Source organism: Serratia sp. NPDC087055 (assembly GCF_044900985.1).
In the GTDB taxonomy this organism is placed as follows: domain Bacteria; phylum Pseudomonadota; class Gammaproteobacteria; order Enterobacterales; family Enterobacteriaceae; genus Serratia.
Genome location: NZ_JBJDOG010000002.1, coordinates 490,935 through 504,584, shown reverse-complemented (window position 1 = coordinate 504,584; position 13,650 = coordinate 490,935). Strand labels below are relative to the sequence as shown.

Annotated in this window: 11 protein-coding genes; 5 read left to right on the top strand and 6 right to left on the bottom strand. The window is 52.7% G+C overall.

From position 1 onward, the window contains the following. Positions 1-36 precede the first annotated feature (36 nt). On the top strand, positions 37-1,431 hold the full coding sequence (locus ACI2J2_RS16065; RefSeq protein ID WP_404760424.1) for an MFS transporter: 1,395 nt from the start codon (positions 37-39) through the stop codon (positions 1,429-1,431). A 4-nt stretch (positions 1,432-1,435) separates the two neighbouring features. On the opposite strand, the gene chbG is transcribed toward ACI2J2_RS16065, so the two are convergent. From chbG to ACI2J2_RS16035, 6 genes are all read right to left on the bottom strand, one after another. Then, positions 1,436-2,197 (bottom strand): chitin disaccharide deacetylase, encoded by a 762-nt coding sequence (chbG, locus tag ACI2J2_RS16060; protein WP_209635214.1) that lies wholly within the window; start codon positions 2,195-2,197, stop codon positions 1,436-1,438. 152 nt (positions 2,198-2,349) lie between these two features. Further along, the gene (gene chbR, locus ACI2J2_RS16055; protein ID WP_037424765.1) at positions 2,350-3,213 is read right to left on the bottom strand and encodes a transcriptional regulator ChbR; all 864 of its coding nucleotides are present in this window, start codon (positions 3,211-3,213) and stop codon (positions 2,350-2,352) included. Beyond that, positions 3,213-4,598: a glycoside hydrolase family 1 protein gene (locus tag ACI2J2_RS16050; protein ID WP_404760423.1), complete on the bottom strand. Its 1,386-nt coding sequence runs from the start codon at positions 4,596-4,598 to the stop codon at positions 3,213-3,215. Before ACI2J2_RS16050 ends, chbR begins: the two co-directional genes overlap by 1 nt. A 48-nt stretch (positions 4,599-4,646) precedes the next feature. Further along, positions 4,647-6,008 carry a PTS N,N'-diacetylchitobiose transporter subunit IIC gene (chbC, locus tag ACI2J2_RS16045; RefSeq protein ID WP_209635208.1) on the bottom strand — a complete coding sequence of 454 codons (1,362 nt, stop codon included), beginning with the start codon at positions 6,006-6,008 and terminating at the stop codon, positions 4,647-4,649. An 11-nt stretch (positions 6,009-6,019) separates the two neighbouring features. Further along, on the bottom strand, positions 6,020-6,337 hold the full coding sequence (locus tag ACI2J2_RS16040; RefSeq protein ID WP_209635206.1) for a PTS sugar transporter subunit IIB: 318 nt from the start codon (positions 6,335-6,337) through the stop codon (positions 6,020-6,022). Positions 6,338-6,822: 485 nt separating this feature from the next. Beyond that, entirely contained in the window at positions 6,823-7,737 is a 915-nt protein-coding gene (locus tag ACI2J2_RS16035) for a LysR family transcriptional regulator (RefSeq protein ID WP_209635204.1), read from the bottom strand. Positions 7,738-7,843: 106 nt separating this feature from the next. Here ACI2J2_RS16035 and ACI2J2_RS16030 point away from each other — a divergent pair, with 106 nt between their 5' ends. The 4 genes from ACI2J2_RS16030 to mutS all read left to right on the top strand — a co-directional run bounded on the left by ACI2J2_RS16030 (position 7,844) and on the right by mutS (position 13,598). Further along, positions 7,844-8,647 carry an SDR family NAD(P)-dependent oxidoreductase gene (locus tag ACI2J2_RS16030; protein WP_265555764.1) on the top strand — a complete coding sequence of 268 codons (804 nt, stop codon included), beginning with the start codon at positions 7,844-7,846 and terminating at the stop codon, positions 8,645-8,647. Between the two features lie 36 nt (positions 8,648-8,683). Beyond that, on the top strand, positions 8,684-9,655 hold the full coding sequence (locus ACI2J2_RS16025) for an aldo/keto reductase (RefSeq protein ID WP_404760422.1): 972 nt from the start codon (positions 8,684-8,686) through the stop codon (positions 9,653-9,655). A gap of 38 nt (positions 9,656-9,693) precedes the next feature. Next, complete coding sequence (locus tag ACI2J2_RS16020; RefSeq protein ID WP_265555766.1) at positions 9,694-10,701, top strand: hypothetical protein; 1,008 nt, start codon at positions 9,694-9,696, stop codon at positions 10,699-10,701. Between the two features lie 341 nt (positions 10,702-11,042). Further along, positions 11,043-13,598 (top strand): DNA mismatch repair protein MutS, encoded by a 2,556-nt coding sequence (gene mutS, locus ACI2J2_RS16015; RefSeq protein ID WP_209635198.1) that lies wholly within the window; start codon positions 11,043-11,045, stop codon positions 13,596-13,598. Positions 13,599-13,650 lie beyond the last annotated feature (52 nt).

Sequence of the window (13,650 nt, the reverse complement as noted above, 5' to 3'; positions counted from 1 at the left end):
CCAGGGCAGATCAGAATAAAAGATTAGGATGATAGAGTGAAAAAAACGTTAGGTGTTTTCTTTCCGTTGTATACCACCACCCTACTCATGCTATTGGGTTCAGGGCTACTCACGACGTACATCTCCTTACGTTTAACCTCTATCCACGTAACCGGTGCGTTGATCGGTGCGCTTATCGCCGCCAACTATATCGGCCTGGTGATCGGCGGCAAAGTCGGTCATTTTCTGATTGCTCGCGTCGGGCATATCCGCGCCTACGTCTCCTGTGCCGGTATAATCACGGCCGCAGTGCTGGGGCACGGACTGACGGAATACATCCCCGTGTGGGTCGTACTGCGGTTGATTATCGGCTTGTGCATGATGTGTCAATTCATGGTGCTGGAAAGCTGGCTGAACGATCAGGCGGAATCCAACCAACGCGGCATGGTTTTCGGCTTCTATATGGCAGCCACCTATCTGGGCATGTCATTGGGCCAGGTGGTCTTAATGCTGCAGACCAATCTTGGCATCGCCACGTTGCTGGTTATCGCCCTGTGCTTTGCGCTGTGCTTGGTTCCTATCGCCCTGACAACCCGCACCAACGCCCGCCATATGTCACCCGCGCCGATGGAGCTGCGCTATTTTATCGGTGCTATACCCAAAGTACTGGCGACCACATTGGTGATCGGTATGGTGGTCGGTTCTTTCTATGGGCTTGCGCCGGTGTACGCGAGTATGCAAACGCTGACCACTCAGCAGACTGGCTTGTTTATGGCGATAGCCATCTTTGCCGGGCTGGTGGCCCAGTTCCCGCTCAGTTGGCTGTCGGACCGCTACAACCGCACACTGTTGATGCGTATCAACGCTATTTTATTGATCGTCGCATCACTGCCGCTGGCACTGGTGCCGCACATTGACTTCCCGGTGTTGCTGGTGTTGGGCTTTATCGTCAGCATGTTGCAGTTCACGCTGTACCCACTGGTGGTCGCTCTGGCGAACGATTTGATCGAACCGGAACGGCGCGTTTCTCTGGCGGCCTGTTTACTGATGGCCTTCGGGGTCGGTGCCAGTATCGGCCCTTTGGCTGTCGGTGCGCTGATTGAGCCATTGGGTGGCAATATTCTGTATGCCTTCTTCGCGCTTTGCGGTGTGTTGCTGGTCGCCTTCAGCCGGACGGTAAAACAGGACGAATCGCAGTTCGTGCAGGATGCACCATTACCCCATATTCCCCTGCCGGACAGCCTGACCAGTTCCCCGTTGTCCCCAGCGCTGAACCCAACGTTTGATGAGCAGATCATCCATGACACTATGCCACCACCGGAAGCGGCCCCTGATCCGATAGAACGACAGGACACGGACGCATCAGGGGAAGAGGAACCTGAAACGCCTATCCCCCAAGGGGCCGATCCCGATGAGGATACCGGGCTGAAAAAAGCGCATTCGATGCTGTAAGTTATTACAGATCCAGGAAAGAGCCCAAACGATAGCCACGCTCCGCTATCGCGTTTTTAATGCCTGGCGATGTCAACACCTCCACTTCGGCAAGCCGCGGGTAGCAATACTTGCTTGCCAAAATGGTTTTATCCAGAAACGCCGGATGGCACATCATCTCTACCGATCTCGCACCGCGCTGGTCAGTGCGTTCAAGCACCTGCAAAAACAGCGCCTCGGATATCCCTTCACCATAAAAACCAGCATCAAACCACTCGGTGCTGTGATCGTAGTGCAACGGAATATCTTGTCGTTCCACGTCCTGGCGCCCTATGCGCAATGGGATGGATTTGGATTGGGCAAATGCCTCCACCAGCGGGTAAATCTGCGGCAGCATATGCACATGATGGTGGCTATCAATGTGGGTTGGTGCGCGACCAAACACGGCAATAAATTTGTCGTATTGGCTCACCAACTCATCATGGATTTCATTCAGATCAAGCCGTGCAGTTTCGGCCCTTTCCCATAGCCACTTGCCCAGTTCCCCACGTTCATTCACCAACGACGGCATGGCGGTCAGCGGATGCCCATGGGTCAAGACAAAGTGCAGACCAATCTGTAACCCAGGATAAAGCTGACTGAGCCTGGCGGCATGCTGTATATCCGTGCTATTGACCATCGCAGTAGTTGAAGAGACAACGCCATAGTGAAACGCCTCAATAACGCCATAATTCTGGCCCTTGCTCAGACCAAAATCGTCGGCATTCACTATCAGTAACTTTTCCATTTTGGCATCCATTTAACAAATTTTTGGCAAGGGAATACCGTCCGTCAGGTACGGCAGTTCCCCTTCGCTTAAGCAAAGAAATTTATTTTGTCAGGCTATTGCCGGCCTGAAGGTATTCGGAATATCAGCGTTAATGCTTATCGGGAGCGGCCCTAAATCGGGCCGTAGAACTTTTTTCGGTAATTACCTGGCGTCACTTCCGTGAGTCTTTTAAAGTTTTTAATAAATAAGCTCACGTCGCCATAACCAGAATCAAAGGCAATATCCGAAACCGAATAGTTGGTGACCTCAAGCTGCGTTTTGGCAAAGTTGATGCGGATTTCATTGATCACCTGCATTGGCGTTTTATGGTAATAACGCCGCATTGCCCGAGTCAGGTATTCCTGCGTTTTCCCCGATAATTCAACCATATTGAGCAAGGCTTTTTCACCGAACATCGCTTTATCATGCATGCCTGCCAACGTATTCTTCAGCCACTGCGGGATATCATCCCCCTCGCCGCTATCTTCTTTATAGTGGCGAATACGGCTGATGATATAAAAGGTCAGTGTTTCCAGAAACTCAGCAAAATCATCCTCGCGAAACTGCGGTGACCCCACCACCGACTCAATATACGCAAGGAATTCATTCTTCAGGCTATACGCCTGAGAAGCGACGAAACAACGTGGCAACTGTTGCAGATAGTTCTCTTCAAAGAAAACCTTGCCGATAGCCACGTTGAAGATTTTTGCGGCGCCAAACTCATAAAAACTTTGATGATGCGAACCAATAGGGATAAAAACAAAGTCCCCTCGCTCCAGCAGCACTCGTTTGCCGTTAATCTCCTGGTAGCATTTACCGCTCAGGACGATAGTGAACTCGTAGTAGTCATGCTGATGTAGCCCGGTAGCGCTTTCCACTTTGTTATAGATAAACAAATGGAAGTCTTTGCAGTTAAAGAAATCCTGCTCCCGAATCAGCTTAACGTCGTTCGCATTTAGCGAAACCAGGTTCTCAGACACCGCGTGCGCCCTCATTAGTCAAAGCCATTTTGCCTGGCTGTCTCGGCAAACCAATAACCGCTTTTCTTAATCGTGCGTTGTTGGCTTTCTCGCTCCAGCCGCACTAACCCGTAGCGATTCTTGTAGGCATTCAGCCAGGACCAGCAGTCAATAAAGGTCCATAAATGGTAGCCTTTGCAGTTGGAACCTTCTGACAATGCCTGATGCAGCCATTTCAAATGGTCGCGAATGAAATCGATTCTATAATCATCTTCCACCCGGCCGTTGGCGCCGATAAAAGCCTCTTCCCCCTCAACGCCCATACCGTTTTCTGAAATATAGCAGGGAATATTGCCGTAGTTTTCCTTCAGATCCATCAGGATGTCATACAGGCCTTTCTCATAGATCTCCCAGCCACGGTGCGGGTTAATCTTGCGTCCCGGCATCTCGTAGAAGCTGAACACATCCTCCGGCATAGTCACTGGGTCTTCCGCCCGGTAGCCTTCCTTCGATTTGACTCTACGCGGTTGGTAGTAATTGACACCCAGAATATCCACGACCCCGTCGGCAATCAGCTGCGCGTCTTCCGGCATCGTCTGCGGCAACAGATCATGGGTGCGCAGTAAATTCACCAGGTCGTCCGGGTAGCGCCCCTTGGTTACCGGGTCGAGGAAACTCTTATTCAGCAGCAGATCAGCATAATGCGCCGCCACGCGATCTTCTTCACTGTTCGAGCGAGGATAAGTCGGGCTCAGGTTCAAAATAATGCCTATTGTGCCTGCATTACCCAACGCCCTGAACTCACTCACCGCTTTGGCATGAGCCAAAACGCTGTGATACGCCACCGCGATCGCTCTTTTGAAATCGACCACACAAGGATAATGCAGGTCGTTCAGATACCCAGCTTCCACCGGTACAATCGGCTCATTAAAGGTGAACCAATGGGTGACTCTATCGCCAAACAAGCTGAAGCAGATTCTGGCGTAACGGGCATAAGCCTCAACAACGGCCCGATTTTCCCAGCCCCCTTGCTGCTGCATACACATTGGCATATCGAAGTGGTAGAGATTGATAAATGGCGTGATGCCTTGGGCTAGCAGGCTGTCGATCATCGCATTATAAAAAGCCACCGCTTTTGGGTTCACTTCACCATCCCCCTGCGGGATCAATCGAGACCAGGAGATGGAGGTTCGGAAAGTATTATGTCCGAGAGTCTTTAACAGCTGGATGTCTTGTTGGAAATTGTCATAAAACGTGGAGGTTTCGGACGGGCCAACCTGATGATGAAAACGCTCAGGTGCAATCTCATACCAGTAATCGAAGATATTTTGGCTTTTGCCATCCCGTGCAGATGCCCCTTCCGACTGTGGTGCAGAGGTGGCACTGCCCCACCAGAAATCGTCAGCAAATTGATAGTTCATCCAAAGGCCCTCTAAAACTGGGGCAGAAAAGTCTGCCCCAGACTGCAGTTAGAATTTCAACGCCTTGGCGATGTCTTCTTCGCTTTCCGTCGCTTGATCGATCTGGCTCTGTGCTTTGTTGGAGATCATGACGAACGGCAGGTAAATCAGGGTCGCTACGCCCAGGTTGAAGAAACTCAACAGCATGGCGACGATACTGCCGTTGGTGTTGAAGAATGCCCCCAAACCCACCGGCATGGTCCAGGGTGCAATATTAGTGATTGGCGGAATCAACCCGGTGTAATAAGCCACCGTGGTGATAATCGTCAATACCGGCTGAACCAGAATAAACGGAATAAACATCACTGGGTTCATGATGACTGGCAGGCCGAACAGGATGGGTTCGTTGATCTGGAAGATGCCTGATGGCGTTGCCAGCTTAGCGACCTGGCGATAATCCTCGCGGCGTGAAGCAATAAAGATAGCGATAATCAGGCCCAGCGTTGAACCTGTCCCGCCCAGGTAGATGTAGGAGTCAACGAATGGCTTCGCCCACATGTGGAACTCTTTACCCGCAGCCACCGCAGCTTCAACAGAACCGTACTTGTTGTAAAGTTCGACGTTCTCCAATGCGAATGGCGTCATGATACCGCTGTCTAACGCAGCCAATGCCATCGAACCATGCACCCCGAAGAACCACAGCAGTGAGGAGAACATGACATATACCCATCCCACCACGCTGCCCATTTTCGCCAACGGCGCAGAGATGCTGTCCATGATAATTTGGTGGAAGTTGGTTCCCCACAGCGTAAGGCAGTAAGCCAGCACGCCCATGATGGACAAAATGAGGAAGCCCGGGATCAGTGCAGAGAACGAGCGCGACACTGAAGAAGGTACACTGTCTGGCAGGCTGATCACCCAGTTGCGGCGAACCACAAAGGTAAACATCTCGGCCACGACCAGGCCGATCACCATACCGGAAATGATGTTAGCCCCCCCTAGCCAGTTAGCGCCAACGGCATAGGCCTCTCCGACACTGAACGGGGTAACAGTCATAAAGGCAGCCACCGCCAGCAACGCTGCCGCTAATGGGTCGACCTTACGCTCTTCAGCCAAAGCCATACTGATAAAAAATGGCGTCATCAGGGACATAATGCCCAAGGTGCCGTTATAAACGCTGCCTCCGATGGCCTTCAAGCCATTGAGCGTTTCAATGGTGGACGGATCCAGCCGCACCCCCAATGAAAAGAAGAATGATCCTTCACCGAAACTGAGAAACACGTTGTTGATCAGAACGAACATCGCCCCAGTCAACGTCAGTGGCATTAAACGAATGAACCCGTTTTTGATGGCATTAACATGGGGCTGTTTACCAATTTTCACAGCAAAAGGCAGTATGACCTTTTCCAACGAGGCAATTAACGTATTCACGGCAGACCCCTTTATTGGTTAGCTTTTTTGATGGTGGCGACCGCAGCCTTCAACACCCCAAGGCCATCGAGCTTGCCGTATAAACCGGAGTCGATCACTTCGACGGGCTTATTGGGTAACTGTTTTTGCACTTCGGCGAGCGTGTAGGCAATCTGTGGCCCCAGCAGGATCAAATCTGCTTCAGCGCCCTTTTCTGCCGCCAGCGCCTCAGGATAAGCGGCAATGATCACCGGCACTTCGTACTTCTCGGCTTGCGCTTTCATTTTTGAAACCAGCAGGGAAGTCGACATACCAGCAGAACAAAACAGATAGATTTTTTTCTTTTCCATACCAAGTCCCTCAAGATAATCAAAAAAGCCCCGTGTCATTTGTTTGCCAGATGCAATAGTTATTGCCTCACGCACATTCCTTATGAAAACTTCCGTTACGTTGCCCTGGTTGCAGACAGTATACGGAGGCATTGAAGTGGACCGGTAAGCCACCAGCACAAAGAACCGTCTCTGCTTGACCTACCAGATTGACCCTCTTCACATTTCATATAAAAAAATAGTGTGACCTGACTCACAAACAACCTTTAATTACTGAATTTATTCGCCATAAAAGAACAAATAACAATTATAAACAATACGTTATAAACATGCAGAATGTTTATGGATAATTCCATGCGCAGGGTCATTCATCGGTTGATTGGTGAACAGAAATAGTTCGCCCTTGATTAGCGCGCATCATCAAGATAAGACGAGACAAGCGGTGGCAAAGAGTCGGTGTTTTTGAGGGAAAGGCATTCGACGGACCAGCCACAGGCAGAGCAAGATTACGCTTCGGGACTGATCGTCTGGCTGGGATAACGCACTACGTTAATTACCGTAGTCAATGCGACGGGGTGGTTTCTGCGGTTCGGATAGTAAAGATAAAAACCTGGGAAGGGTGCGCACCAATCGGCCATCACCCGCTCCAGCCGCCCTGCTGCCAGATGTTCCTTTACTTCTTCCTCGATGGCGAACGCTATACCTGCATGCGCTAATGCTGCTTGCAACATCAGTCTTGCATCATCAAATATCAGCGGGCTATTCACCGAGACGGAAAGTATCTGGTCGCCTTTTTTAAACGTCCATTTATAGAGCTCTCCCGAAGCAATCTTTCGCCATCCAATACAGCGATGATTCAACAGGTCTTCGGGGTGGTTTGGCTTTCCATTCTGTTGGAAGTATTCAGGCGTTGCCACAATAGCCATACGTAAATCAGGCGTGACCCGCACAGCTCGCATATCGTTGTGTAGATCCTCGCCAAGCCGGATGCCGGCATCAAAGCCTTGTTCGACAATATTGGCAAATCCCTCTTCCGCCACAATCTCCAGCGTAATACCGGGGTAATCGCGGGCCAAGAGCCCCAAATGCGGCACCAGCGCAAGTTGGATAGCCGTTCGGGACGCATTGATCCGAACCACGCCCTGTGGCCGATCGCGAAAGGTATTCAAGCTCTCCAGCGCCGTATCGATATCGGCAAATAGCGGGGCCAACGTCGTCAGCAAATGCTCGCCCGCCTCAGTTGTTGATACGTTGCGGGTGGTACGATTCAACAAGCGAATGCCAAGCTGCGCCTCCAAATCGCGCATGGTATGACTGAGCGTCGGCGGTGTAACCCCTAGCCTGGCAGCGGCTCGCCTGAAACTGCGCTCTTTGGCGATGGCCACAAAGGCCGCCAGCCCTGACAAGTCGGTTTTTTTCATTTGATTGATATAAATAATTTAACAGTGAGATGAATTTTTAACGGATAGTTATCCATTTCGTAACAACATAGCATGGTTAGGTGTTTAATCACTGGGTATTAATGCTATGACTCAATACGCTGATTCTGTACATACCACCCCGCACAAACGCCTGGAAGGCAAAGTTGTCCTGGTCACCGGAGGGGGGACAGGTATTGGACGCGCCGCAGTACTGGCCTATGCGCGAGAAGGCGCAAAAGTGGCTTTGGCTGGGCGTCGTTCCGCAGAGATAGATGCCACTGCTCATGAGGTTATCCTCGCTGGCGGAGAGGCGCTGGCCGTCGTGGCGGACGTTTCGCAAGAAGAGGATGTCCGCCGCCTGCTCACCACAGTGACCTCTCACTACGGGCGGCTTGACATCGCTTTCAACAACGCCGGCATTCTCGGCAATTTTGTCCCTATCCATCAGCAAACTAGCGCAGATTTCGATGCGGTGATTGCCACCAATCTCAGGGGCGTCTGGTTATCGATTAAGTACGAGGTTGAGGCTTTTCTGGCGCAAAACTCAGGCGGTGTGATCGTCAATACCTCGTCCTGGCTTGCCAAAGGCGCGCTGGCTGGCTCATCAAGTTACTCTGCCAGCAAGGGAGCACTCGATGCGCTGATCCGTGCGATAGCACTCGAATATGGCAATCACGCTATCCGGATTAACAACATCAATCCCGGCATCATCGACACACCGATGGCCCATAGCAGCCTATCTGATCCATCCGCTTTCACCCCGTTCATCTCGCATACGCCTGCCCAACGATTGGGCCAGTCTGAAGACATCGGCGATGTCGCCGTCTGGCTCTCGACGGATGACGCCCGCTTTGTCACCGGGCAAAGCATTTTGGTCGACGGCGGTTACACCATCGCAGGAATGCGCTGAAAGCCACCACTATCGACAGCCCCTGGAGGTAAGACGATGAACTACGTTCGCCTTGGTCATAGCGGCCTGAAAGTTTCCAGACTTTGTCTGGGGTGTATGACCTATGGGGAACCGACCTGGCGCCCTTGGGTATTGCAGGAGGAGCAAGCTCGCCCTTTCATCCGGGATGCACTGGAATCCGGTATTAACTTTTTCGACACTGCAAATATCTATTCCTCCGGCGAGAGCGAACGTATTCTCGGGCGCGCGCTGAAGGACTTTGCGCGCCGCGACGATATGGTGATCGCTACCAAGGCGTTCTTCCCGATGAGCGAACACCCCAACAACCGCGGGCTATCACGCAAACATATCATTCAAAGCGTTAATGCCTCGCTACAACGCTTGGGGACAGATTATATCGATCTGTTCGTGATACACCGTTTCGATGAGGAAACCCCGATTGAGGAAACGGCCGAAACGCTCGATAACCTGGTGCGTGCCGGCAAGATCCGTTACCTCGGTGCGTCTTCAATGCACGCCTGGCGTTTTATGAAAATACTGGCGTTTCAACGTCATAATAATCTGGCCAGCTTTATTTCCATGCAAAGCCAATACAACCTGGTCACACGCGAGGATGAGGCGGATTTACTCCCGCTTTGTCTGGAGGAAGGTGTCAGCCTGACCCCTTGGTCGCCGTTGGCAAGGGGCTTACTGGCCGGCGCGAGAAAAGCCGGGACGCTTCGGGCCGAAACTGACGAACAAACTCCACGCTGGTACGGCGGCAGAAATGAAGTGGAGCACACCATTAAGGCAGTTGAAGCCATCGCGACTGCCCGCGGCGTACCAACGGCACAGGTCTCTCTTGCATGGGTGTTAGCCAAAGAGTCAGTTGCCGCCCCCATTGTAGGCCTGTCCAAGTCACACCATCTTCAAGATGCACTCAAAGCGCTCTCACTCACGCTGTCAGATGAGGAACTCGCAACACTTGAGGCTCCCATGAACAAACACGCTCGCCCCCAACGGTGGTAGTACTTCGCTCTACCCTTATCAAACTCAGGAGAGGCCGGATGTTATACGCAATAAGATATCGCACGGCGCTGGCCGCGCTAACAGCCCTACTATTCGCCATCGCAACGCCTGCGGCTTCCGCGGCCGTTTCTCCAAACGCCACCTGCACACCGACCAGCATGACTTTACCGCCAGGCGCGCTGTACCCTAATGGCATCGCCCGCGCTTCCGACGGAACCCTGTATGTTGGCTTAGTGACTAGCGGCCGTATCTTGCGAAAACGGCCGAACGAGAATTGGGAGACCTTTTTTTCCGGCGCCGAAACGGTTTTTGCCTCAACCACGCTGAGATTGGATGAACAGCGTGGGTTGTTATGGGGAAACTCCCCGGACTTCCTCCCCACAGGACAAACTCGTGCCCATCGTGTTTTTGCCCTGAATGTCTCGGATGCGACGATTAACCGCAGTCTAACCTTACCGGAAGGAGGAATGGGTAATGACTTGGTTATCACCAAAGATGGCACGGTTTATCTGACAGAAACCAAAGCAGGAAGCATCATGAGGCTTCGTCCTGGGGAGGCCAATTTTCAGATAATTTTCCGTGACAAACGCCTGGCTGGCCCCAGTGGCATCGGCGCTGCAGGTATTGTTCTGATAGATGACAAGGTGATGGCGATTGCCAATTTTGGCAGCGGGAAGCTCTACACCCTGAGCTATGGGGAGGAACAGCCGAGCCTGTCAGAAATCCTGCTACCAAGAACCATCGAAAACCCAGATGGAATGGGATTGGCACCAGACGGCTCTCTTATCGTACTCGAGAATGGGATTAACAGCGGTCAGGGTAGAATCCTGCGAATTTCCGATCCGAGTAGCACTGGCTTACACCGCATTGAAATCATCCGTGAAGGTATGGAGTCCCCGGTCAACCTGGACATCACCCCACAGGGCTGTGCCTTTGTCAGCGAAGCCCGCATTCGCCACCGTTTACTCGCCGGACACGAGGCCGAAGTCCCCGACAGCTTCCGCATTTACCAACTCCCCCTGCCTTTATCATCCGCCACTCACTGATACTCCCCTCGGGCTTGATGAATGATGGCAACCTCAAGCCCGCCTGTAGGCAATGTCCTTATTTCCCCATATTCTGATGACATTACAGCGAAAAATACGTTCTATCGATTGCACCGCTATTCTCTGGCTTAAAAACCAACTTTGCGCAAAGCTCCCCATTTTTACCTGTGACAGCCGATTGCCCGCTGGGCTAGTATAGCGGCAGTATTAAGGGCTTATTGATCCTTACCGCCGTCAACCACCAGCCCACGGCGTGGTTTTTTTGCAACGGCCTGAACCCTAATGATGGCACCCAACATCACAACCAACTTTAAATTCAATGGATTGGAAACAGTAATCTTATGAATAGCACCAATAAGCTCGATTCACACACGCCCATGATGCAGCAGTACCTGCGCCTCAAGGCCGAACACCCTGAAATCCTGTTGTTCTATCGCATGGGTGACTTTTACGAGCTGTTTTACGATGACGCCAAGCGCGCTTCTCAGCTGTTGGATATTTCGCTGACCAAACGCGGCGCCTCAGCAGGCGAACCTATCCCAATGGCTGGTGTACCGCACCATGCGGTAGAGAACTATCTGGCCAAACTGGTGCAGCTCGGTGAATCTGTCGCCCTGTGTGAGCAAATCGGCGATCCCGCCACGAGTAAAGGCCCGGTTGAGCGTAAAGTCGTGCGTATCGTCACCCCAGGCACCATCACCGACGAAGCGCTGTTACAAGAGCGTCAGGATAACCTGCTGGCCGCCATCTGGCAGGACGCACGCGGCTTTGGCTACGCCACGCTAGATATCAGCTCCGGCCGTTTCCGGGTTGCCGAACCGGCAGATATCGAAACCATGGCGGCAGAATTGCAGCGCACGAATCCCGCCGAATTGCTTTACCCTGAAACCTTTGAACAAATGTCGCTGATTGAACAGCGCCACGGCCTACGCCGCCGCCCACTGTGGGAATTTGAACCCGAAACCGCACGCCAGCAGCTTAACCTGCAGTTCGGCACCCGCGATCTCACCGGCTTCGGCGTTGATCAAGCCCATCAGGCACTGCGAGCCGCCGGCTGTCTGTTGCAGTACGTTAAAGATACCCAACGCACCTCATTACCCCATATTCGAGGCATCACCATGGAACGCCAGCAGGACGGCATTATCATGGATGCCGCCACACGGCGTAACCTTGAACTCACCCAGAGCTTGTCCGGCGGCACTGAAAATACGCTTGCGGCAATCCTCGATTGCAGTGTGACCGCGATGGGCAGCCGTATGCTCAAGCGTTGGTTGCATATGCCCACTCGCGATATCAAGGTGCTGAATAATCGCCAACAGGCGATTGGCGCACTGCAGGATATCTATGCCGACCTTCAGCCTTCTCTGCGACAAGTTGGCGATCTGGAACGTATATTGGCTCGTCTGGCTCTGCGCAGCGCCCGCCCTCGTGACCTGGCACGGATGCGCCACGCTTTCCAGCAGTTGCCGGATATCCACGCACTGCTGAAGGGTGTGGATACCCCGCATGTACAGCACTTGCTATCACAAGTCGGTCAGTTTGATGAACTGCAGGATTTGCTGGAACGTGCCGTGGTTGAAGCCCCGCCGGTTCTGGTACGTGACGGTGGTGTTATCGCGCCCGGCTACAACAGCGAGCTGGACGAGTGGCGCGCCCTGGCCGATGGTGCCAGCGACTACCTCGACCGTCTTGAAATTCGCGAACGTGAAAAACTGGGGTTGGATACGCTGAAGGTCGGCTTCAATGGCGTGCATGGCTATTACATCCAGGTTAGCCGCGGGCAAAGCCATCTGGTGCCAATCCACTACGTGCGCCGACAGACGTTGAAAAACGCCGAACGCTACATTATTCCCGAACTGAAAGAGTATGAAGACAAGGTTCTCACGTCGAAAGGGAAAGCACTGGCGATCGAAAAAGGGTTATACGAAGAGCTGTTCGATTTGCTGCTACCACATTTAGGTGAATTGCAGCAAAGCGCCGGGGCACTGGCTGAACTGGACGTACTGGCTAACCTGGCCGAACGTGCAGAAACACTGAATTACGCCTGCCCGACCATGAGCGAACAGCCGGGGGTTCGCATCACCGAAGGCCGCCACCCGGTGGTCGAACAAGTACTGAGCGAGCCTTTTATTTCCAACCCACTGTCTCTGTCACCTCAGCGTCGTATGTTGATCATCACTGGTCCGAATATGGGGGGTAAAAGCACCTATATGCGACAAACAGCGCTGATCGTGTTGATGGCACATATCGGCAGCTACGTGCCGGCGAGTAAGGCCGTGATCGGCCCGGTTGACCGCATCTTTACGCGCGTTGGTGCCGCGGATGACCTGGCCTCCGGCCGCTCTACCTTTATGGTGGAGATGACTGAAACAGCCAATATCCTGCATAACGCTACTGAAAACAGCCTGGTATTGATGGATGAAATTGGCCGCGGTACGTCAACCTACGACGGTTTATCCCTGGCTTGGGCCTGTGCCGAAAACCTGGCCAACCGCATTAAAGCCATGACGCTGTTCGCCACCCATTACTTTGAGCTGACGACCCTGCCGGAGAAAATGGAAGGCGTGGTTAACGTGCACCTGGATGCGCTGGAACATGGCGACACTATCGCCTTTATGCACAGCGTACAGGACGGTGCAGCCAGCAAGAGTTATGGTTTGGCTGTGGCCGCACTGGCCGGTGTGCCACGTGAGGTAATCAAACGTGCACGGCAGAAGTTACGTGAGCTGGAAGCTATCTCAAGCCATACAGCCAGCGGCACCGTTGACGCGACCCAGATGACGCTGCTAAATGAGGAAAGCTCACCGGCAGTCGAAGCGCTCGAGGCGCTGGATCCGGATTCGCTGTCGCCACGCCAGGCGCTGGAGTGGATTTACCGCCTGAAAGGTATGGTCTAACCCGCGTATCATTTTGCGGGCATAAAAAAACGGTGAGCATTATACTCACCGT

Coding starts and splice junctions, on each gene's coding strand:
- chbG (WP_209635214.1), bottom strand. CDS start 2,197: ATGGAAAAGTTACTGATAGTGAATGCCGACGATTTTGGTCTGAGCAAG.
- chbR (WP_037424765.1), bottom strand. CDS start 3,213: ATGAGGGCGCACGCGGTGTCTGAGAACCTGGTTTCGCTAAATGCGAAC.
- ACI2J2_RS16050 (WP_404760423.1), bottom strand. CDS start 4,598: ATGAACTATCAATTTGCTGACGATTTCTGGTGGGGCAGTGCCACCTCT.
- ACI2J2_RS16040 (WP_209635206.1), bottom strand. CDS start 6,337: ATGGAAAAGAAAAAAATCTATCTGTTTTGTTCTGCTGGTATGTCGACT.
- ACI2J2_RS16035 (WP_209635204.1), bottom strand. CDS start 7,737: ATGAAAAAAACCGACTTGTCAGGGCTGGCGGCCTTTGTGGCCATCGCC.
- ACI2J2_RS16030 (WP_265555764.1), top strand. CDS start 7,844: ATGACTCAATACGCTGATTCTGTACATACCACCCCGCACAAACGCCTG.
- ACI2J2_RS16025 (WP_404760422.1), top strand. CDS start 8,684: ATGAACTACGTTCGCCTTGGTCATAGCGGCCTGAAAGTTTCCAGACTT.
- ACI2J2_RS16020 (WP_265555766.1), top strand. CDS start 9,694: ATGTTATACGCAATAAGATATCGCACGGCGCTGGCCGCGCTAACAGCC.
- mutS (WP_209635198.1), top strand. CDS start 11,043: ATGAATAGCACCAATAAGCTCGATTCACACACGCCCATGATGCAGCAG.